The organism is Micromonospora sp. NPDC005710 (assembly GCF_040630995.1).
Classification (GTDB): domain Bacteria; phylum Actinomycetota; class Actinomycetes; order Mycobacteriales; family Micromonosporaceae; genus Micromonospora.
In genome coordinates this window covers 96,367-116,499 of the sequence record NZ_JBEXYP010000021.1, presented here as the reverse complement: position 1 = coordinate 116,499, position 20,133 = coordinate 96,367, and the positions used below count along the sequence as shown (strand labels likewise).

Genomic DNA, 20,133 nt, shown 5'->3' with positions numbered 1-20,133 from the left:
GCCCCGCGCCCCGCGCCCCGCGCCCCGCGCCCCGCGCCCCGCGCCCCGCGCCCCGCGCCAAGATCCGAGCACTTTCCCGCTGTTGCTGCATCCAACACGCAGGGGGACAGCCCCATCTCCCGGTGCCGCGCAGATCTTGACGCCACACACCGCCCCCACTGGCCCAGAACTGGCTTTGAGGCGCCTGCGCCAGCCAAGGTCACGCGTCGATGCCACTGAACCCGGATATTGCGCGGTCTTGAAGGCGGAACGTCGCACCGAAGGCATTGCGGGGCCGTCACGGGCAGACGAGCGTCGGCCCAACCTCAGGCCGACCATGGTCCACTCGCGTTCACGGAAGTCGTGCCTTCCACCTCGCTCGAACACCGCGTTTTCCAGGAAACCGAGTCGATCACGCCCGTGACACGAGCACCGAGCGCGCTGCCCAGTGGCGGTGGCCAGTGGCGGTGGCCAGTAGCGGTGGCCAGTAGCGGTGGCCAGTAGCGGGGCGTGGCGGGCCCGATGGCGGCGGCCAGTAGGCGGGGTCCGATGGCAGGGCCGATGGCAGCGCCCAAAGGCAGCGCCCAAAGGCAGCGCCCAAAGGCGGGGCCCGAAAGCGGGCCCGGTGGCAGCGGCCAGTAGGCGGTGGCCGGTGGCAGGGCCCGATAGCCGTGCCCAAGGACGGCGGCTGATGGTGGGGCCCCTTGGTGGGGTCACCTCAATGGGCGAGCGACGGGGCAGGTCCAGCGAAGGAGCGGTCTAGAGGGTCTGCACCGTGGCGATGCGTTCCTCGAGTTGCTCGATGGTGGCCTGGGCGCTGGGCGGGCCGCCGCAAAGTCGGCGCAGTTCGGCATGGATCTTGCCGTGTGGTTGGCCGGTGCGGTGGTGTCGGGAGGCGACCAGGGCGTTCAGTTGGCGCCGGAGGGCCACGCGACGCTGGGCGGCGCTCATGGGTGCGGGGGGCGCTGCTGTGGCCGCAGCGGCCGGCTGAGCGGCCCCGTCGGCGGTGCGGCGGCGTTGGGCGGCGAGTTGTGCGGCCTGCCGTTTGGTCAGCAGGAGCGACACCTGGTCGGCGGTGAGGAGGCCGGGCAGGCCGAGGTATTCCTCCTCCTCCGGGGTGCCGGCCTGGGCCGCGGTGCCGAACGACGCTCCGTCGAAGATCACCTGGTCCAGTTCGGCGGTGGCCGAGAGCGCGGCGAACCGCTTCTCCAACTCACCGCTGGCCTTGTCGTCGCGTTGCGCGCGTTCCAGCAGGTCGTCGTCGAGACCGTCGGCTTCCTTGGGTTTGCCGAGGACGTGGTCGCGTTCGGTCTCCATCTCGCTGGCCAGGCCGAGCAGGTGGGGCACGCTGGGCAGGAAGACCGACGCGGTCTCCCCGGGTCGGCGGGCCCGCACGAACCGGCCGATGGCCTGGGCGAAGTAGAGCGGCGTGCTGGCACTGGTGGCGTAGACCCCGACCGCCAGTCGCGGGATGTCGACCCCTTCGGACACCATTCGCACCGCGACCAGCCAGCGCTGGTTGGACGCCGCGAATGTCGCGATGCGGGCGGAAGCGCCCTGGTCGTCGGAGAGCACCACGGCGGCCTTCTCGCCGGTGACCTGCTCGATCAGCTTGGCGTACGAGCGGGCGGTCTGCTGGTCGGTGGCGATGATCAGGCCACCGGCGTCGGCCATGCCCGCCTTGCGGAGCACTGTGAGTCGGGCGTCGGCGGCCCGCAGCACCTGTGGCATCCAGTCGCCGGCCGGGTCCAGGGCGGTACGCCAGGCCTGCGCCACCAGGTCCTGGGTCATCGGCTCGCCCAGTCGGGCCGCGAGTTCCTCCCCCGCGTTGGTCCGCCAGCGGGTCTCCCCCGAGTAGGCCAGGAAGAGCACCGGCCGGACCACGCCGTCACGGAGTGCGTCGGAGTAGCCGTACACCGAGTCGGCGCGGGAGCGCAGCAGCCCGTCGCCGCCCCGCTCGTAGTTGACGAACGGGATCGGGTTGTCGTCGGAGCGGAACGGTGTGCCGGTGAGCATCAGCCGGCGTACGGCGGGTTCGAAGGCGTTCTTCACCCCGTCGCCCCAGGACCGGGAGTCGCCGGCGTGGTGGATCTCGTCGAGGATGACCAGGGTGCGTCGGGTCATGGTGCGCCGGCGGTGCACCTGCGGTGCCATCCCGACCTGCGCGTAGGTGACCACCGCGCCGTGGAAGTCGGCCGCGGAGTGCAGGTCGGCGTTGCGGAACGCGGCGTCGAGTTGGATGCCCACCCGGGCTGCCGCGTCGGACCACTGGTTCTTCAGGTGCTCGGTCGGCGCGACCACTGTGACCGCCTCCACGGTGCCGTCACCGAGCAGCTCGGCAGCGATCCGCAGGGCGAAGGTGGTCTTGCCGGCGCCGGGCGTGGCGACCGCTGTGAAGTCCTCGGTACGGCGGCGCAGGTACTCCACCATGGCCTTGCGCTGCCAGGCGCGCAGCGCCGGGAACGTCTCGAGCACAGGCGTCCGGGCTGCCACGCGAAGCTCCTCTCCGACCGCACGATGGCGGACCCCGGGCGAGGGCCACGAGGATCCGCCGCCCATGAAAACGCCTCCGCGCAGAAGCTGCCGCGAAGGCCGACTCAGCATAACCAGCCCGGGCCGCCGGGCCCAGGCGACGCCACGCTGGTCACAATCGCGCACCCGACCGAACAACGGGCCGAGCGTCTCACCACTCCCGGTCGGTGCGTGGATCCGCCCCGTCGGCGCGCGGCGGGCGCAGCGTGGCCACCGGTGCGGACCAGCGTCGACGCAGCGCGATCAGGCGCAGCCCGAAGACCAGGACGGCGGCGGCGGTGAGCGGTGCCGGACCGGTCTGCCCGGTGACGTACAGCAGGACCACGAGGATCGAACCGGCAAGGGCGGCCAGCGCGTAGATCTCCCGGCGCAGCACGACCGGGATCTCGGCGGTGAGCAGGTCCCGGCCGAGCCCGCCGCCGATAGCGGTGAGCATGCCGATCAGGCAGGCGCCGACCGCCGGCACCCGGGCGTCGAGCGCCTTGAGCGTGCCGGTGACGGTGAACAGCGCGAGGCCGGCCGCGTCCAGCACCAGCACCGTGGTGCGCAGTCGGGCCAGTTGCGGGTGCAGCCAGAAGACGGCGAGCGCGGTGATCGCGGCGGTGGCCACGTACCGCCAGTCGGCGAAGGCCAGCGGCGGCACCTCGTCGATGACCAGGTCCCGGAAGATCCCACCACCGAGGGCTGCCACGAAGCCGACGAACGCGACGCCGAACAGGTCCAGTCGCTTGGCCACCGCCGCCGACGCGCCCGATGCGGCGAACACCGCCACCCCGGTCAGGTCGGCGAGGAGCAGGGCGGTGGAGGTGGTCACCGCCGCAGGCTACGTCGCCGGCCCGAGCCTGGGCCGAGGTTCACTCACGGTACGAGTCGTAGATCTCCTTGCACTTGGGGCAGACCGGCGAACCGGGCTTGGCCGCCTTGGTGACCGGGAACGTCTCGCCGCAGAGAGCGACGACGTAGGTGCCCATGACGGCACTTTCCGCGATCTTCTCCTTGCGGACGTAATGGAACATCTCGGGACCGGTGTCGGCGTCCTTCAGCTCCGGACGCTCGAGAACCTCTGTGCTCACGTCTGCACCTCCAACCGTCAAGTTTGGCAGGTCATCACGGCCGGGTCCACTTGAGGCCGGCCGTGGCCCCACCCCGTACGGTGCCCGTGTGACTGACTTTCGCATCAGCTACGGCACTGACGTTGCCGTAGCCCTGCGCGACGGCCGACCCGTCGTCGCGCTGGAAAGCACAATCGTCTCGCACGGTCTGCCCCGCCCGGACAACCTGCGGGTGGCCAGGGAGATCGAGCAGACGGTTCGGGACGCCGGGGCTGTTCCGGCGACGATCGGCATGATCGCCGGCGAGCTGGTGGTCGGCCTGGACGACGCGCAGCTGACCCGGCTGGCCACCGTCGACGGAGTGACCAAACTCTCCGCCCGCGACCTCGCGGTGGCGGCCGCCACCGGCGCCGACGGCGCAACCACAGTGGCCGCGACGAGCGCGGTGGCCGCCGCCGCCGGCATCGGCGTGTTCGCGACCGGCGGGCTGGGTGGGGTGCACCGGGAGGCCGCGCACACCTTCGACGAGTCGGCGGACCTGGTCACCCTGGCGCAGACCCCGATCGCTGTGGTCTGCGCCGGGGTCAAGTCGATCCTCGACGTGGGCGCGACGCTTGAGCGCCTGGAGACCCTCGGTGTCGCTGTCGTCGGGTACCGCACCCGACGGTTCCCCGGCTTCTACCTCACCGACGCCGGCTTCGACCTGGACTGGTCGGTGGACTCACCGGAGCAGGTCGCCGCCGTGCTCGCCGCACGGGACGAGCACGCCGTGCACACCGGCGGGCTGCTCGTCGCCAACCCGCTGCCTGTCGACGAGCAGCTCGACCCGGATCTGCACGACCGGACGCTCACCGAGGGCCTGGCCCTGCTGGAGCGGGACGGGATCACCGGCAAGGCCGTCACCCCGTACCTGCTCGCGCACTTCCACTCGGCCACCGAGGGCGCGAGCCTGGCGGTGAACGTGCGGATCATCCTGCGCAACGCCGACCTGGCCGCGCGGATCGCGGTCGCCTCGGCGGCCCGCGGCACCGCCGTCCCGGCATGACCCGACCGACCCGGATGGTCGTCGTCGGTGACGTGATCACCGACGTGGTCGCCGTGCTGTCCGGGCCGCTCGCGGCCGGCTCGGACACCGGGGCCGAGATCAGTCTCGGTGGCGGCGGTCAGGCGGCCAACACCGCCGCCTGGGTCGCCGCCCAGCGGGTGGACGTCACACTCGTCGGCGCCGTCGGTGACGACGACGCCGGGCGGGACCGGGTGGCCGAACTCGACCGGGCGGGCGTCGACTGCGCGATCCAGCGGGTCGAGGGCGTACGGACCGGCACCGTCATCGTGTTGGCCGCCGACGACGAGCGCACCATGGTCAGCCAGCGGGGCGCGAACCTGCGGCTGAGCGAGGCGCACGTCGAACAGGCCCTCGCGGCGGCGCCCGACGCCGGGCATCTGCACCTGTCCGCGTACACCCTGCTGGACGCCGAGTCACGCGGCGCGGGGCTGCGGGCGTTGGCCGCCGCCCGCGAGCGCGGGCTGACCATCAGCGTCGACGCGGCCTCCGCGGCGCCGCTGCGGCGGGTGGGAGCGGCGGCGTTCCTGAGTTGGGTACGCGACATCGACCTGCTCCTGGTCAACGCGGACGAGGCCACGGTGCTGGCTGGTGGGCTGGACCCGGCGGCGCAGGGACGGGCGCTGTCGGCGACGGCTCGGCGGGTCGTGGTGAAGCGCGGCGCGGCCGGCGCGGTGTGGGTCGACCGCACCACGCCGGTCTGTGTGGCTCCGGCCCGGCGGGTGGCGGTGGTGGACGTCACGGGCGCCGGCGACGCCTTCGCGGCCGGTCTGCTCACCGCCTGGCTCGCCGGTGCCACCCCGACCGCGGCGTTGAGCCGGGCCACCGACCTGGGCGCGCTGGCCGTCTCGACGGCCGGCGCACGACCACAGGCATGACGGCCCCAGCGCGGCGGCCGGCTCGATGGCCCAGGCGGGGGTCACCGGCATGACGGCCGGCGTGCGGCGGCCAGGTCTGGCGCGGCAGTGACGGATCGGACCCTGGCCCGTTCGCGGGTCAGGGTTCGACGTCGATGACCTTGTGCGGACGATCCTCGGCGGTGAGGCTCATCGGCGGGGTGTCGTCCTTCTGGCGGGGGTGGAACCGGTTGGCCAGCCGGTGCTCTTCCTTCGGCGGCCGGTCGTTGGCCAGCAGCACGGCCAGCCAGGGGATCAGCACCATGCCGAGGCCGCACAGCGGCAGCCAGAGCCAGAGTAGTGGGGCGTTCGCACCGACAAGGATCGCGCCGACGATGATGCACAGCACCCGGATGCCCATCATCAGGACATAACGGCGCTGGCGGCTGTTGAGCTGATCGTCCTGGCTGCGCGAGGCGTCGGTGATCAGAATCGGCTGGTACGCCTGACGCTTCACCATGGACCTCCTCGAGGGGTTACGCCTCATCCTGTCACCGCAGGCCCGTGATCAGCGAACTTCGACTCATCCCACCTCGTGTTACGCGCGTGGTACGCTGCGCGGTGTGGGCAGCAGGTTCAGCTTCACCGACGAGGCGTTGGCCAACCTGAGGGTCTACGACGTCACACCCGGGGAAGTCTGGGAGGCGCTGCACAGCGCCCGACGGGTCATCCGGCATCTGGGTGACGACGTGATGGTGGTCTACGCCGCCGCCCGTCGGGGCCGCCGGCTGGCGGTGCTGCTGGCCGAGGCCGATGGCACCGACAACGACTGGGACATCCTCTCCGCCCGCGAGCTGAGCGACGTCGAGTCCAAGCGCTACGACGAGGCCGTGCGGAGATCGCGCCGATGAGGAGGCCGTGACGATGCACCGTAACGACGCGACCAAGCAGTTCCACGGCGGCGGCGACCGGATCGCCGAGCTGATCGACGAGAGCCCGGCGGCGGAGCTGCCCACCCCCGACACCGACGTGCCGATGGTGAGCCGGTCGGTGCGGCTCCCACTCGACACGTACGAGCGGGTTCGCGCCGCTGCCGACGCCCGGGGCATCGGGGTCACCACGCTGATGCGCCAGTGGATCGAGGCCGGCCTGGCCGACCTGGACGACTCGACTACCGTCTCACTTGCCGACGTCCGGCGCGCCCTGGCCTCACTGGCGCACCCCACCGCAGCCTGAGCAGACCACCCCGCCTGCGCAGAGCGCCGGACCGGGCCTTGACGCGTCGGTGGGTCAGGCGCGGGTGGTCTTCGCCTTGGCCGCCGCCTTCATCTGCTGCTTGAACTCCCGCACCCGACGCAGCGAATCGGCGTCGGTGACGTCCGCCACCGATCGGTACGCGCCCGGGTCGCCGTAGTCCCCGGCCGCCTTCCGCCAGTCCTGCGGGGTCACCCCGAACCGCTTGCCGAGCAGGGCCACGAAGATCTGCGCCTTCTGCCTTCCGAAGCCGGGCAGCGCGGAAACCCGGCGCAGCAGCTCCGGCCCGTCGGCCACCTCGGCCCAGAGCAGCGCCGCGTCACCGTCGTGCCGCTCCACGAGCACCTGGCAGACCTCCTGCACCCGGGCCGCCATCGCCTTCGGGAACCGGTGCAGCGCGGGCGGCTGGGCGAAGATCGCGACCAGGGCCTCGCTGTCGTACGCGGCCAACTCCGCCGCGTCCAGCTCATGTCCGAGCCGCTGCTGGAGCACGTACGGCGACGAGAACGCCTTCTCCATCGGCACCTGCTGGTCCAGGGTCATGCCGATGAGCAGGGCCAGCGGGCTGCGCTCCAGCAGCCGGTTGGCCTCCGGGTCGATGGGCAGTACGAGCGTCATGCGGACCATCCTGCCTGCCGTACCGATCCGGGCGGGCAGCGACGCTCCGACGTCTACCGGCGGGTGACGCTGACCCCTGACCCAATGGGAGGCAGGATGTCGGGGTGGACGAACACGACATGCTGCTCTCCCCCGCCGGTGTCGACGCCCTGCGGACGGCGCTGACCCGGACCGGTTTCACCAGCCACGGCATCGCCGAGCGGCTGGGTGCTCAGGCGACCGCGGCGGTCTCCCGTAACGACTACCGGGCGGCTTTGCGCGCCACCGGGGATGGCGACCCGCTGAGCACCCTGATCCGGGTGTTCATCTGCGACCAGACCGAGCCGGAGGCAGCGGTGGCCGCAGCGCTGGCGCCGCTGAACGTGGACGAGGCGCTGGCCGGCGGGTTGGTCGAGCGGTACGGCGAGGGCCTGCGCGCCGGCGTCGACCTGGAGCCGTACGGCGACGACTGGTGGGTGCTCGCCGACGCGCCGGCCAGCGCCCGGCCGGGTCGCCCGTTGCACGCCGAGCACGTCCTCGGCATCGGCGGGGCGACCCACACCCTGATCGGCGCGACCATGCGCCGGCCGGTCGACACCGCGCTGGACCTGGGCACCGGTTCCGGCGTGCAGGCCCTGCACCTGGCCACCCACGCCCGGTCGGTGACGGCCACCGACCTCTCCGCGCGGGCGTTGCGCTTCGCCGCGACCACCGCCGCCCTCAACGGCCAGGACTGGGAGCTGCTCCGCGGTGACCTGGTAGCCCCGGTGGCCGGTCGCCGGTTCGACCTGGTGGTGAGCAACCCGCCGTTCGTGGTGGGCCCGGGCACCACCACCCACGTGTACCGCGACTCCGGCCGGGTCGGCGACGCGATCGGCGCCGAACTGGCCGCCGCCGCCCCGGGCCTGCTCACCGAGGGCGGCACCATGCAGTACCTGGCGAACTGGGTGCACGTCGCCGGTGAGGAGTGGGACGAGCGGGTGGCCGGCTGGTTCACCGGGACCGGCCTGGACGCCTGGGTGATCCAGCGTGAGGTGGCCGACCCGATGGCGTACGTCGACCTGTGGCTCACCGACGTCGGCGAGACCGCCGACCCGCAGCGGATGGCCGCCTGGCTGGACTGGTTCGACGCGCACAAGGTCGAGGGCATCGGCTTCGGCATCGTCTCGCTGCGCCGCGGCGGGCACGCCGACCCGGTGGTCCGGGTGGAGGATCTGCGCCAGCGGGCGCAGCAGCCGCTGGGCGACCAGGTCGCCGCCTGGTTCGACCGCCAGGACTTTCTCCGGGTACGCGACACCGAGGCGTTGCTCGCCGAGCGCTACCGGGCCGCCGAGGGCCTCCAACTGCGACAGGAAGCCACCATGGGCGACGAGGGGTGGGGGGTGGACCGGCAGGTCCTGGCGATGCCGCACGGTCTGCGTTGGTCCGAGGAGATCGACCCGTTGGTGCTGGCGCTGGTCGGTGGCGCCGACGGCCGGTTGCCGCTGCGTGACCAGCTCGCCCTGCTCGCCGCCGCGCACGACGTGGAGCCGGACGAGATGGCCGAGGCCGCCGGTCCGATCGTGGCGCACCTGGTGGAGCGCGGCTTCATCGAGCCGGTGGGCGCCTGATGCGGGCGGTGGTGCAGACCGTCGGGCGGGCCAGCGTGACGGTGGACGGCGAGGTGGTCGGCGCCATCGGGAACGGCCTGCTGGTGTTGCTCGGGGTGACCCACACCGACACCGCGGAGACCGCCGGGACGATGGCCCGCAAGGTGCACGAGGTGCGCATCCTGGACGGTGAACGGTCCGCCGCCGACACCGGCGCGCCGATCCTGGTGGTCAGCCAGTTCACCCTCTACGGCGACGCCCGCAGGGGCCGCCGCCCGAGCTGGACGGCCGCCGCCCCCGCCGAGGTCGCCGAACCCCTGGTGAGGGCGGTGGTCGACGCCCTGCGCCAACGGGGAGCCACTGTGGAGACCGGCCGCTTCCGCGCCCACATGCTCGTGGAGAGCATCAACGTAGGGCCCCAGACCATCCTGTTGGACCTCTGACCCCACCGCGGTGATCAAGGGGTTTGCGTCAGGATCCGAGCCCAACCTGACGCAAACCCCTTGATCACCGCGCCAGGTGGGGTGGGTTGGGGTGGGGTGGGGTGTGGGGGGTTTGGGTTAGGAGAAGAGGCCTCGGCGGGTCAGGGACTGGCGGAGCCAGTTGTCGAGTTCGGCGGTCCAGTCGGTGCGGTCGGCGGTGGCGTGGTCGACAGTGAACCGGCCGAAGGCGTCCCGACCCTCGGTGAAGACACCGCCACGCTTGTCGACCTCCAGCACCACCTGCATCTGCTGCGCGTCGGCGATGAAGGTGACCTCCAACTGGTTGATCGAGCGGGCGTACTGCGGCGCCGGGCTGAACTCGATCTCCTGGTAGAACGGCAACGTCTGGCGTACGCCGTAGATGTGACCACGCTCCACGTCGGCGCGGGCGAACCGGAAACCCAGCCGCAGCAACGCGTCCAGCAGTCGCTCCTGCGCCGGCAACGGGTGCACCGACACGGCGTCCAGGTCACCCTTGTCGACAGCGCGGGCGACCTCCAACTCGGTACGCAGCCCCATCGTCATGCCGTGCAGGTGCTGCCCGTACAGCTCGGTGACTGGTGTCTCCCACGGCACGGCGAACCGGAACGGCAGGTCGTAGCGCTGCCCCGGCTCCAGCCGGAACGCGCCGGTGACCTGCTGGCGGTGGAACTCCTGGGTGGTGTCGTAGTCGTTGTCGCCGCTCTCGACCTCGACCCTGGTGACCAGGCCGAGGGTGACGTGGTCGATGTCGACCTGGTGGTCGCCGCCCATCACCTGGATGCGGCCCTCCAACTGACCGCCCGGGCGGCAGTTCGGGTTGGCCAGCACCGTCTCCACCGACGGGCCGCCGACGCCCATCGCCTTCATGAGCCGCTTGAAGACCACACCGTCCTCCATCTGTCGTCCTCGGCCGACCAGAGGTGGTCGGCCGTCCGCAACGTAGCCGGGGCGGGCAACCACACACCGGGACGACACACCGCACCGGCGATCCGACGCGATTCCTGTCGGGTGCCCGATCGCCTCACTCCCGTTTTACGCCCCGCCCGCCAAGCTGTTGTCACACCGGCACCACTGGGCCGGGCACACGGCACCGACGTGGAAACGGGGAGAGACAGAGATGGTCCTGCAGATGACGGAACACCGGACGCGCCCGGCCACCACGACCGACACCGACGGGGCCTCCGAGACCCTCGTCGACCTCGACGCCACCGACGAGCGCGGCATCTCCACCGACCTGGTCCGGGCCTACCTCAACGGTATCGGCCGGACGAAGCTGCTGACCGCCGCCCAGGAGGTCGACCTGGCCCGGCGCATCGAGGCCGGCCTGTTCGCCGACGAGAAGCTGGCCACCTGCACCCCGGTCTCCGCCGAGTTGCGGGCCGACCTGAAGCTGATCGTCGCGGAGGGTCGGGCCGCCAAGGACCACCTGTTGGAGGCGAACCTGCGGCTGGTGGTCAGCATCGCCAAGCGCTACACCGGCCGTGGCATGGCGTTTCTCGACCTGATCCAGGAGGGCAACCTGGGTCTGATCCGGGCCGTGGAGAAGTTCGACTACGCCAAGGGCTACAAGTTCTCCACGTACGCCACCTGGTGGATCCGTCAGGCCATCACCCGCGCCATGGCCGACCAGGCCCGCACCATTCGCATCCCGGTGCACATGGTCGAGCAGGTCAACCGGATGGTCCGGGCCCGCCGCGAGCTGGCCGTGACGCTGGGCCGCGAACCGACTGTGGCCGAGGTGGCCCACGCGCTGGAGATCCCCGAGATCCAGGTCATCGAGCTGATCTCCTACGACCGGGAGCCGGTGAGTCTGGACCAGGCCGTCGGCGACGACGGTGAGAGCGCGCTCGGCGACTTCGTGGCCTCGGTGGACCCGCGCACCTCGGCGGGCGACACCGCCGCCCAGGGCGAGCTGCGCAACGAGGTGAGCATCGTGCTCTCCACCCTGTCCCAGCGGGAGCAGGCGGTCATCCGGCTCCGGTTCGGCCTGGACGACGGTCGCCAGCGCACCCTGGACGAGGTCGGCCGGGAGTTCGGCCTGTCCCGGGAGCGGATCCGGCAGATCGAGAAGGTGACGCTGCTGAAGCTGCGCGCCCCGGAGCGGGCCCAGCGCCTGGAGGCGTACGCCTGCTGACGCACCTGGTTCCCACGGAAGGCCCCGGCGGTTCGCTGGGGCCTTCCGTGCTGCCGGGGTGTTGACTGGGACACCGGTGCGCGGACCGGCGACGCGAGGAGAGCAACGATGAACTGGACGTTGGAAGTGGTGATCGTGCCGGTCTCCGATGTGGACCGGGCGAAGGAGTTCTACGCCGACCGGCTCGGTTTCGCTGTGGACCACGACACCGTGATCAGCGACGACGCGCGCATCGTCCAGCTGACCCCGCCGGGCTCGGGCTGTTCGATAGTCATCGGCAAGGGTGTCGTACCGGAGATGCCACCCGGCTCACTCAAGGGCCTGCAACTGGTGGTGCCCGACCTCAAGCGGGCCCACGAGGAGCTGGTCGGGCGGGGTGTGGAGGTCAGCGAGATCCAGACCCTGGGTCGGAACCCCCGGCCGGTGCCGGATCCGCTGGACAACGTCGGCTTCGTCTTCTTCGCCGACCCGGACGGCAACACCTGGGGTGTCCAGCAGATCTCCAGCCGGGCCTGACCGGGCCCGCTCACAGACGGCGGGGGCCGGTGTCCGGGCGGGCGACCGCGCCGCCCACCCTTACCTGGGCGTGCAGGACCGAGATGCCGTCCGGGCGGGCGAGCACCGGGTTGAGGGTCAGCGACCGCACCCGGGGTTGTTCGTCGGCGAGCTGACCCACCCGCAGCAGCAGATCGGCCAGGGCCGCCCGGTCGACCGGCGCGGCCCCCCGGTGCCCGCGCAGCAACGGTGCCGCCCGAGGCTCGTCGACCAGCTCGGCCGCGTCCCGGTCGGTGAGCGGCACCGCCCGCCAGGCCCGATCGCCGAGCAGTTCGGTGGCGACCCCGCCGAGGCCGAAGCCGACCACCGGCCCGAACGCCGGGTCCTCCACCACCTCCACCACGCAGGCCACCCCGGGCGGGACCATCGGCTGGACCAGGGCGTCCGCGCCGAAGGCCGCCGCCAGGTCGGCGTACGCGCGACGGACTGTCGCCTCGTCGGGCAGGTCCAGCCGGACCGCGCCGAGGTCGAGTCGGTGCCGCAGCCCGGGGGCGGCCGCCTTGAGGGCCACCGGGAAACCCAGCCGCGCCGCCGCCTCGACCGCCCCGTCGACCGAGTCGACGGGCACCGAGGCCACCACGTCGATGCCGTACGCGGCCAGCAACGCCGCCGGGTCGGTGGTGTCGGACCGGAGCGCGGCCTGCGCGGCGGCCCGATCGAGGCCGGGCAGCTCGGGCGCCACGCCGGGCGGGCGGCGAAGCCACTCGGCGTACCGGTGCGCGCGGGCGAGCGCCCGAACCGCCTCCTCCACGCCCCCGTACGCCGGGACGCCCGGCGGCACCCGCCCGACCAGGAACGTCGCCACTGTCGGCTTGCCCAGCGCGAGGGCGGCCGGCAGCGCGGCGGTCACGTCGGCGTCCACCTCGGGCGACTGGCCGGGTAGCGGCGGGGCGAAGACCACCACCAGCGCGTCCACCCGTTCGTCGGCGGCCGTCTCGGCGAGCGCGGCGGCGAACTCGGCGGCACCGGCACTCGGACCGACGTCGCGCGGGTAACCGTCGACCACGCTGAGGCCGTGCCCGACGCAGGCTGTCGCGGCGAGCCCGGTGAGGGCCGAGGAGTTGCCGACCACACCGACCCGGCCACCGGCCGGCAACGGCTGGTTGGCCAGCAGCACCCCCACGTCGAGCAACTCCGGCACGGTGTCCACCCGGATCACCCCGGACTGGGCGAACAGCGCGGCCACCGCCACCTCGTCCGGCCCGGCGGCGTCACCGACCCCGGGCGGGCGGGCCGGCGAGGCGAGCGCGACGACCGGTTTGGCCCGGCCGATCCGCTGTGCCAGCCGGGCGAACTTGCGCGGGTTCCCGAAGGTCTCCAGATAGAGCATGATCACGTCGGTGCCGGGGTCGTCCTGCCAGTACTGCAGCAGGTCGTTGCCGGAGACGTCGGCCCGGTTGCCGGCCGAGACGAAGCTGGACAGACCGAGCCCTCGCCGGTCCGCCTCGGCGAGGAGCGCCACCCCGAACGCACCGGACTGACTGAAGATGCCGACCCGACCGGCCGGGGGCAGCGCCGGGGCGAGGGTGGCGTTGAGGCGTACCGCCGGGTCGGTGTTGGCCACCCCCAGACAGTTCGGGCCGACGACCCGCATGCCCGCCGCGTGCGCCGCGCGGACCAGCGCCCGCTGGGTGGCCGCGCCCTCACCGCCGGCCTCGGCGAAGCCGGCCGAGATGACCACCAGGCCGTGCACCCCCGCGGCGGCGGCGTCGGCGACCACAGCGGTCGCCGCCTCCGGCGGAACCGCCACCACGGCCAGGTCCACCGGCGCTCTGGCGTCCACGGCCGACGGGTACGCGGGCAGGCCCGCCACCATCGACGCGCTCGGATGCACGGGCACCACCGCACCGGTGAAACCGCCGTCGCGCAGATGCCCGAGCACCGCCGCGCCGACGCCCTGGCCGGTGGCGCTGGCGCCGTAAACGACGATGCCGCGCGGGGCGAGCAGCCGGGCTATCGAACGCGCCTCGGTGCGGTGCTCCCGACCGCGCTGCACCTCCAGGCTGGCCTCGGTGGGCGCGATGGGGAAGCTCAGGTGCACCACGCCGTCGGCGTACTCGCGCTGAACCTGGTAGCCGAAGTCGGCGAAGACCCGCAGCATCGTCCCGTTGGCCGGCAGGACCTCCGCGACGAAGCTCATGATGTCGTTGCGGCGGGCCGCGTCGGCGAGGTGTTCCATGAGCACCGAACCGATGCCCCGGCCCTGGTGGGCGTCCTCCACCACGAAGGCCACCTCCGCCTCGGGAGCCTGCGGGCCGAGCCGCTCGTACCGGCCGACCGCGACGATCTGGTCGGCGGCCAGCACCACGAACGCCTCCCGGTCGCGGTGGTCGACGGTCACGAAACGGATCAGGTCCCGTTCCGGGATGCGGGGGTACGGCGAGAAGTACCGCAGGTAGCGGGTGCGCTCGGAGAACCGGCTGTGCATCGCCACGATGCCCGGCGCGTCGGTCGGGTCGATCTGTCGCAACTGGACGGTGCTGCCGTCACTGAGCAGCACGTCGACCGGCTGGTCCACTGTCGTCACCGGAACGCCCTCCCCCGGCCCGGCTCAGTCCCGTGGATCGTGCGGGTCGAGCCCGAGCAGCGGGAACACCGTCTTGCGGGTGGCCGCGATCGCCCGGTCCACCGCGTTCGGCTCGCCGGTCGGCTGCCACGGCTCGTACGACGGGTCGACGTCGTCGGTCATCCGCAGCGGCACCTCGCGGCCCAACCGGCGGGAGGCGACCAGGTCCCGCCAGGCGGGTGGGGTGAGCGTGGCCGGGTCGACGGGGTCACCGGTGGCCACGGCCAGCAGGTGACTCCAGGCCCGGGGCACCACCTCGACGAGCGCGTACCCGCCGCCGCCGGTGGCCACCCACCGGCCGTCGCACAACTCGTCGGCGAGCGCCCGCAACGCCAGGTAGGTGGCCCGCTGCCCGTCCACACTGAGGTTCAGATCGGCGAGCGGGTCCAGCCGGTGCCCGTCGGCGCCACACTGGCTGACCAGCACCTGCGGCCGGAACGCGCGCAGCACCGACGGCACTGTCGCGTGGAACGCCCGCTGCCAGCCGCTGTCGTCGACACCCGGCGGCAACGGCATGTTGACCGAGGTGCCCTGCGCGCCCGGCCCACCCGTCTCGTCCGGGAAGCCGGTGCCCGGGAAGAGCGCCAACGGGGTCTCGTGCAGGCTGACAGTGAGCACCCGCGGGTCGTCCCAGAAGATGTCCTGCACCCCGTCACCGTGGTGCACGTCGACGTCCACGTACGCGATCCGCTCGGCGCCCAGGTCGAGCAGGCGGGCGATGGCCACCGCGGGGTCGTTGTAGACACAGAAGCCGGAGGCTCGGGCGGCCATCGCGTGGTGCAGCCCGCCGGCCACGTTCACGGCCCGTCGGGCGTCGCCGCGCCAGACCGCCTCGGCGGCGGCCACCGTCGCACCGGCGATGAGGGCGCTGGACTCGTGCATCCCCTCGAAGATCGGGTTGTCGGAGGTGCCCAGCCCGTACCCGGCGAAGAGCGGGTCGCGCGGCGCGTTGCGCACCGCGGCGAGGTAGGCGGGCGCGTGCACCCGGGTGAGCAGGGCGTCGTCGGCGGGTTCCGGCTTGACCACCCGCACCCCCGGCCGGGCCAGGATGCCCAACTCGCGGGCGAGCGCGATCGTCAGCTCCACCCGGACCGGGTCGAGTGGATGGTCACCCATGTCGTAGGCGAGCAGCGACTCGTCCCACACCACCACAGTGTCGTCGGACATGAGCCCATCGTCGCACGAGGGCCGGTGCCGGCCCACCGCACGCGCTGGTCAGCGGCCGGGTGTCGACCCGGAGGCGACCGGCCGAGCCGGGTCGGCCACCCAGTTGCTCCACGATCCCACGTAGAGCGCGGCGTCAGTGCGGCCGGCCAGGTGCAGCGCGAGCACCGCCTGCGCGGCGGTCACACCCGAGCCGCAGTACGCCCCGACGGCCCGTCCCTCGGTCACCCCGGCGGCGGCGAACCGCTCGCTCATCACATCGGCGGCCAGAAAGCGGCCGTCCGCTCCGACGTACTCCCCGGCGGGCAGGTTCGCCGCCCCCGGTACGTGCCCGGCGACCCTGTCGATCGGCTCGACCTCACCCCGGTACCGAGGTGCCACCCGGACGTCGAGCAGCACGGCGTCGTCCGCGGCGGCCAGTGCGGCGGCCTGCCCCGCGTCGAGCACCGGGAGATCACCGGGGCGCACCACGACATCACCGGGGCCGGGGGTGGGCACGTCGGTGGAGACGGGACCGCCGGCACCGACCCACGCCGGGTAGCCGCCGTGCAGCAGGCGCACCGGGCGGTGCCCCGCCCACCGCAGGGTCCACCAGGCCCGCGCGGCGGCCATGCCGTCGCCGCCGTCGTACACCACCACCTGGTGACCGGCGTGGACGCCGGCGGCCCGCAGCGCGGCCTGCAACGCGGCCGGGTCGGGAAGGGGGTGCCGACCGTCGGCGCCCGGCGCCCCGCTGAGCGCGGTGTCCAGGTCGACGAAGACCGCCCCGGGCAGATGGCCGGCGAGGTAGTCGTCCCGCCCGGGAGGGCCGACGAGCCGCCAACGGACGTCGAGCAGGGTGGGCGGATCGGCCTGGTCGAGCTCGGCGACGAGCCGATCGACCTCGACCAACGGCTCCTGGGTACCGGACATGGCGACCATCAAACACCATTCGGGTGGGCGGCAGGCGGTTCGGCGGCGCTCGCCGGTCGTTCACCGAGGTAACATCGTGCACCGGAGGGCCGCTGACCTTATGAAGTCTCACGACCTGGTCGACACGACCGAAATGTACCTGCGCACCATCCTCGAACTGGAAGAGGAGGGAGTGCCGCCGCTGCGTGCCCGGATCGCCGAGAGGCTGCAGCAGAGTGGCCCCACCGTGAGCCAGACCGTCGCCCGGATGGAGCGCGACGGCCTGCTCACCGTCGAGGGAGACCGGCACCTGACGCTCACCGCCCAGGGGCGCGGCAGCGCCGTGTCGGTGATGCGCAAGCACCGCCTCGCCGAACTGCTGCTGGTCAACGTCATCGGGATGCCCTACGAGGAGGCCCACGAGGAGGCCTGCCGCTGGGAGCACGTGATGAGCGACGCGGTGGAGAAGCGGGTCTACGACCTGCTCAACCGGCCGACCCGTTCCCCGTACGGCAACCCGATCCCCGGTCTGCAGGAGCTGGGTTCGCCGGCGGCGGAGACCACCGAGGTCGCCGAGGGCGAACGCAACCTGGCCTTCCCCGGCCTGTCCGGGCCGGTGGTGGTTCGCCGGATCTGCGAGAGCGTGCAGAAGGACGCCGACGTGTTGCGCCAACTGCACGCCGCGGGCGTCGACCCTGGCGCCACTGTGACAGTGGCCCAGGAGCGCGACGGGGTGTCTATCGACCGCTCCGGTGACCGGGTACGGCTGCCCCGCGAGGTCGCCTCCCGGGTCTTCGTCGCCGCCAGCTGACACACCGGGCATCCGGGCCTCACAACGCCCGGGTGTCCACCTTCTTCGCCAGCGCGACCAGGCCGCCGGTCAGCTTCTCCACCGCCGAGCGCTCACTGCCACGGGCCGCGGTCCAGCTCACAGTGGCCAGCCGCCCGTCGACGGCCAGCCAACCCACCTCGGCGACCGGCCCACGCCCGCTCGCCGCGGCGGTGGTCCGCTGGTACGCCTGTTGCCCCAGCCCGGTGACCTTCGCCGCCTTGTCCGGCACGATGTCCGCACCGAAGCTCGCCTTGTCGATCGTGGTCTCGGTCACCGTGAGCGTCAACTCCGGCAGTGTCGCACCGGCGGCCCGGACCACGCAGGTGTGCGTGTCGCCCTTCTCACTGGCCGCCGCCACGTCGAAGCGGACCTTCACCGCCTGCTCGATCACGGAGAAGTCCAGCAGACGGCAGGCGCCGCCGGAGGAAGCCGCCGCCACGTCCACCACGATCGGCACCGGCGGTGGCACCGCCACCGGTTCCGCCTCGTCGGCGCAGCCGCTCACCAGCAGCCCGGCCAGCCCGGCGACCACGATCCGACAACGCACGTCCCACCCTCTCGCCGAGCGACGGCGGAAGGCGCCCGCCGGATGTCCGTCGGACACCGTACGGGGTGCAGGTGTCGGGCGAAAGACCCCGCTGACGCCTAGTCCGACGGTGGATCGTCCACGTACGGGCAGTGCCGGCAGCCGCGCCCACAGCACGTGCCACGGCGGGCCAGGAAGGCGGCGCTGAGCACGAACAGCCCACTCGCGGGGTCGAGGTAGCCGGCCTCACCGGCGGCCAGCGCGGCGGTGTGCGCGGCGAGAATCAGGGCCCGGTCGGGCTTGTCGAACGGCAGCCGGGACGGGTGCGGCTCGGTGAGCGGCCGGTCAGCCAGGGGTTTCCGCTCTCCGGTCACCGCAGCAGTCTAGGGACGGGCACCACCGCCAGGCTCATCCGTACCGGGCCAGCGCGACAGGCGCGTTTCGTCGTACGGTCCGACGACGATCGGGGTCGAGATCCGTCGACGCGGTACGGAGGGGGAACGATGCGGAAGATCGTCGTGCAGATGAGTGTGTCGTTGGATGGGTTCTTCGAGGGCCCCGACGGCGACATCAGTTGGCACCGGGTCGACGAGGAGTTGCACCAGCACTTCAACGACGTGATCGCCCCGATGGGCGGGTTCCTCAACGGCCGGGTCAGCTACGAGCTGATGGCCGCCTACTGGCCGACCGCCGACCAGGACCCGACCGCCAGCGGCCCGGAGCGCGAGTTCGCCGGCATCTGGCGGGACATGCCGAAGTTCGTCTACTCGCGCACGCTCGACAAGGCCGACTGGAACGCGACGATCCTGCGCGAGGTCGACGTCGAGCAGGTCCGCGGGCTCACCGCCGAACCGGGCGGCGACCTGGCGCTCGGCGGTGCCGACCTGGCCGCGACCTTCGCCCGGCACGACCTCATCGACGAGTACCGGATCTACGTCCACCCGGTGCTGGTCGGTCGGGGCCGCCGGCTCTTCCCCGCCGCGGACACCCCGACCGGCCTGCGACTCGTGGAGAGCCGCGTCTTCGGCAACGGCGTGGTCCTGCTCCACCACGAGCGGGTCCGCTGACCGGTGAGCGCTGGTGCTTGAGTCTCCACCGGGGGGAGACACGAGGGTGGGGGCATGAGCGGGGAGACGCGGCACACGATAGGCGAGCTGGCCCGGCGGACCGGCCTGAGCGTCAAGACCATCAGGTACTACGCCGACAGCGGGATCGTGCCGCCGACGGACCGGAGCCCGGCCGGCTACCGGCGGTACGGCCCGGCGGCAGTGGCCCGGTTGGAGCTGGTCCGAACGCTGCGTGACCTGGGCCTGGACCTGGCCACCATCCGGCGGGTCGTGAACCAGGAGGTGCAACTGCCCGAGGTGGCGGCCGCGCACGCCGAGGCGTTGGCAGTGCAGATCCGGGTGCTGCGGCTGCGCCAGGCGGTGCTCACCGTCGCGGCGAGGCGCGGGTCCGGCCCGGCCGAGGTGGACGAGTTGCACCGCCTGGCCCAGCTCACCACCCGGGAACGAGGGCAGTTGGTCGCCGACTTCCTGGGTGGCGTCTTCGCCGGCCTCGGCGGCGAGCCCGCGTACCCGGGTGTGATCGTCTCGATGACACCCGAGCTTCCGGACGACCCCAGTACCGAGCAGTTCGAGGCGTGGCTGGAGCTGGCCGAGCTGTGCCGGGAGCCGGAGTTCCGGGCCCGGATGGGGCACCTGGCCCGGCAGCACGCCGCCGACAACGACGTGCCCGGGCTGCCCCGTCCGGACGCCGTCGCTGTGGTCCGGGACGCGGTGGCACCCGCCCTCGCGGTTGGTCTCGACCCGACCAGCCCGGACGCCGATCCGGTGGTCGCGGCCGTCACCCGCCGGTACGCGGGCCTGCACTGTCACCCGGACGACGCCGCCCTGCGCCAGCGGCTGCTCGACCGGCTGGTGCCGGCCAACGATCCCCGCCGGGACCGCTACCTCGACCTGTTGGCGGTGCTCAACGGCTGGTCGACAGGCGACGCGACGGCCCCGGCGGTGGACTGGTTCATCAGGGCCCTGCGCGCCCGGATGCCCGAGCCAGCCCGGTGAGCTGACCGGTCCGGCTGGGCGACCCGGCCGGCGGTC

Annotated in this window: 22 protein-coding genes; 11 read left to right on the top strand and 11 right to left on the bottom strand. The window is 72.7% G+C overall.

The window, feature by feature from the left end; translation table 11 throughout:
- Positions 1-738: 738 nt before the first annotated feature.
- The 3 genes from ABZ406_RS24950 to ABZ406_RS24940 all read right to left on the bottom strand — a co-directional run bounded on the left by ABZ406_RS24950 (position 739) and on the right by ABZ406_RS24940 (position 3,584).
- A complete protein-coding gene (locus tag ABZ406_RS24950) occupies positions 739-2,472 on the bottom strand; it encodes a DEAD/DEAH box helicase (protein WP_357766134.1) in 1,734 nt (577 codons plus the stop codon).
- A 190-nt stretch (positions 2,473-2,662) separates the two neighbouring features.
- The gene (locus ABZ406_RS24945) at positions 2,663-3,325 is read right to left on the bottom strand and encodes a trimeric intracellular cation channel family protein (RefSeq protein WP_238683360.1); all 663 of its coding nucleotides are present in this window, start codon (positions 3,323-3,325) and stop codon (positions 2,663-2,665) included.
- Between the two features lie 40 nt (positions 3,326-3,365).
- Complete coding sequence (locus tag ABZ406_RS24940; RefSeq protein WP_088946800.1) at positions 3,366-3,584, bottom strand: DUF3039 domain-containing protein; 219 nt, start codon at positions 3,582-3,584, stop codon at positions 3,366-3,368.
- 88 nt (positions 3,585-3,672) lie between these two features.
- Here ABZ406_RS24940 and ABZ406_RS24935 point away from each other — a divergent pair, with 88 nt between their 5' ends.
- On the top strand, positions 3,673-4,608 hold the full coding sequence (locus ABZ406_RS24935; RefSeq protein ID WP_357766130.1) for a pseudouridine-5'-phosphate glycosidase: 936 nt from the start codon (positions 3,673-3,675) through the stop codon (positions 4,606-4,608).
- The gene (locus tag ABZ406_RS24930; protein WP_357766127.1) at positions 4,605-5,504 is read left to right on the top strand and encodes a PfkB family carbohydrate kinase; all 900 of its coding nucleotides are present in this window, start codon (positions 4,605-4,607) and stop codon (positions 5,502-5,504) included. Before ABZ406_RS24935 ends, ABZ406_RS24930 begins: the two co-directional genes overlap by 4 nt.
- A 118-nt stretch (positions 5,505-5,622) precedes the next feature.
- On the opposite strand, the gene ABZ406_RS24925 is transcribed toward ABZ406_RS24930, so the two are convergent.
- Positions 5,623-5,982 carry a DUF3099 domain-containing protein gene (locus ABZ406_RS24925; RefSeq protein WP_357766125.1) on the bottom strand — a complete coding sequence of 120 codons (360 nt, stop codon included), beginning with the start codon at positions 5,980-5,982 and terminating at the stop codon, positions 5,623-5,625.
- Positions 5,983-6,085: 103 nt separating this feature from the next.
- On the opposite strand from ABZ406_RS24925, the gene ABZ406_RS24920 reads away from it, so the two are divergent.
- Complete coding sequence (locus tag ABZ406_RS24920) at positions 6,086-6,373, top strand: hypothetical protein (protein WP_074318059.1); 288 nt, start codon at positions 6,086-6,088, stop codon at positions 6,371-6,373.
- A gap of 13 nt (positions 6,374-6,386) precedes the next feature.
- Positions 6,387-6,698, top strand: coding sequence for a hypothetical protein (locus ABZ406_RS24915; RefSeq protein ID WP_357766121.1), 312 nt, complete (start codon positions 6,387-6,389; stop codon positions 6,696-6,698).
- A 54-nt stretch (positions 6,699-6,752) separates the two neighbouring features.
- Here the strand turns inward: ABZ406_RS24915 and ABZ406_RS24910 are convergent, their stop codons facing one another.
- Positions 6,753-7,343, bottom strand: a complete 591-nt coding sequence (locus ABZ406_RS24910) for an HhH-GPD-type base excision DNA repair protein (protein ID WP_357766119.1) — start codon at positions 7,341-7,343, stop codon at positions 6,753-6,755.
- Between the two features lie 95 nt (positions 7,344-7,438).
- Here ABZ406_RS24910 and ABZ406_RS24905 point away from each other — a divergent pair, with 95 nt between their 5' ends.
- Positions 7,439-8,923, top strand: a complete 1,485-nt coding sequence (locus tag ABZ406_RS24905; RefSeq protein ID WP_357766116.1) for a methyltransferase — start codon at positions 7,439-7,441, stop codon at positions 8,921-8,923.
- On the top strand, positions 8,923-9,345 hold the full coding sequence (dtd, locus tag ABZ406_RS24900; RefSeq protein ID WP_357766113.1) for a D-aminoacyl-tRNA deacylase: 423 nt from the start codon (positions 8,923-8,925) through the stop codon (positions 9,343-9,345). The genes ABZ406_RS24905 and dtd overlap by 1 nt, the downstream gene beginning before the upstream one ends.
- Before the next feature lie 117 nt (positions 9,346-9,462).
- On the opposite strand, the gene ABZ406_RS24895 is transcribed toward dtd, so the two are convergent.
- The gene (locus ABZ406_RS24895) at positions 9,463-10,251 is read right to left on the bottom strand and encodes a sporulation protein (RefSeq protein ID WP_357766152.1); all 789 of its coding nucleotides are present in this window, start codon (positions 10,249-10,251) and stop codon (positions 9,463-9,465) included.
- 232 nt (positions 10,252-10,483) lie between these two features.
- Between ABZ406_RS24895 and sigB the strand changes: the two genes are divergently transcribed.
- Together sigB and ABZ406_RS24885 are read left to right on the top strand one after the other, a co-directional pair.
- Positions 10,484-11,500, top strand: coding sequence for an RNA polymerase sigma factor SigB (gene sigB / locus ABZ406_RS24890; protein WP_357766110.1), 1,017 nt, complete (start codon positions 10,484-10,486; stop codon positions 11,498-11,500).
- Between the two features lie 108 nt (positions 11,501-11,608).
- Positions 11,609-12,016 carry a VOC family protein gene (locus tag ABZ406_RS24885; protein WP_357766108.1) on the top strand — a complete coding sequence of 136 codons (408 nt, stop codon included), beginning with the start codon at positions 11,609-11,611 and terminating at the stop codon, positions 12,014-12,016.
- Between the two features lie 10 nt (positions 12,017-12,026).
- Here ABZ406_RS24885 and ABZ406_RS24880 read toward each other — a convergent pair whose 3' ends face one another.
- Genes ABZ406_RS24880 through ABZ406_RS24870 form a run of 3 tightly spaced genes read right to left on the bottom strand, consistent with a single transcriptional unit; the run spans position 12,027 to position 16,697 of the window.
- Entirely contained in the window at positions 12,027-14,582 is a 2,556-nt protein-coding gene (locus ABZ406_RS24880) for a GNAT family N-acetyltransferase (RefSeq protein WP_357766105.1), read from the bottom strand.
- Positions 14,583-14,606: 24 nt separating this feature from the next.
- Entirely contained in the window at positions 14,607-15,788 is a 1,182-nt protein-coding gene (locus ABZ406_RS24875) for an acetoin utilization protein AcuC (RefSeq protein WP_357766102.1), read from the bottom strand.
- A 48-nt stretch (positions 15,789-15,836) separates the two neighbouring features.
- Positions 15,837-16,697 (bottom strand): sulfurtransferase, encoded by an 861-nt coding sequence (locus ABZ406_RS24870; RefSeq protein ID WP_357766100.1) that lies wholly within the window; start codon positions 16,695-16,697, stop codon positions 15,837-15,839.
- A 100-nt stretch (positions 16,698-16,797) separates the two neighbouring features.
- On the opposite strand from ABZ406_RS24870, the gene ABZ406_RS24865 reads away from it, so the two are divergent.
- On the top strand, positions 16,798-17,487 hold the full coding sequence (locus tag ABZ406_RS24865) for a metal-dependent transcriptional regulator (RefSeq protein ID WP_357591704.1): 690 nt from the start codon (positions 16,798-16,800) through the stop codon (positions 17,485-17,487).
- Positions 17,488-17,506: 19 nt separating this feature from the next.
- Here the strand turns inward: ABZ406_RS24865 and ABZ406_RS24860 are convergent, their stop codons facing one another.
- Positions 17,507-18,055 (bottom strand): hypothetical protein, encoded by a 549-nt coding sequence (locus tag ABZ406_RS24860; RefSeq protein ID WP_357766097.1) that lies wholly within the window; start codon positions 18,053-18,055, stop codon positions 17,507-17,509.
- 98 nt (positions 18,056-18,153) lie between these two features.
- On the bottom strand, positions 18,154-18,408 hold the full coding sequence (locus ABZ406_RS24855; protein ID WP_357766094.1) for a DUF5522 domain-containing protein: 255 nt from the start codon (positions 18,406-18,408) through the stop codon (positions 18,154-18,156).
- Positions 18,409-18,537: 129 nt separating this feature from the next.
- On the opposite strand from ABZ406_RS24855, the gene ABZ406_RS24850 reads away from it, so the two are divergent.
- Positions 18,538-19,101: a dihydrofolate reductase family protein gene (locus ABZ406_RS24850; protein ID WP_357766091.1), complete on the top strand. Its 564-nt coding sequence runs from the start codon at positions 18,538-18,540 to the stop codon at positions 19,099-19,101.
- A 54-nt stretch (positions 19,102-19,155) separates the two neighbouring features.
- On the top strand, positions 19,156-20,097 hold the full coding sequence (locus ABZ406_RS24845) for a MerR family transcriptional regulator (RefSeq protein WP_357766087.1): 942 nt from the start codon (positions 19,156-19,158) through the stop codon (positions 20,095-20,097).
- Positions 20,098-20,133 lie beyond the last annotated feature (36 nt).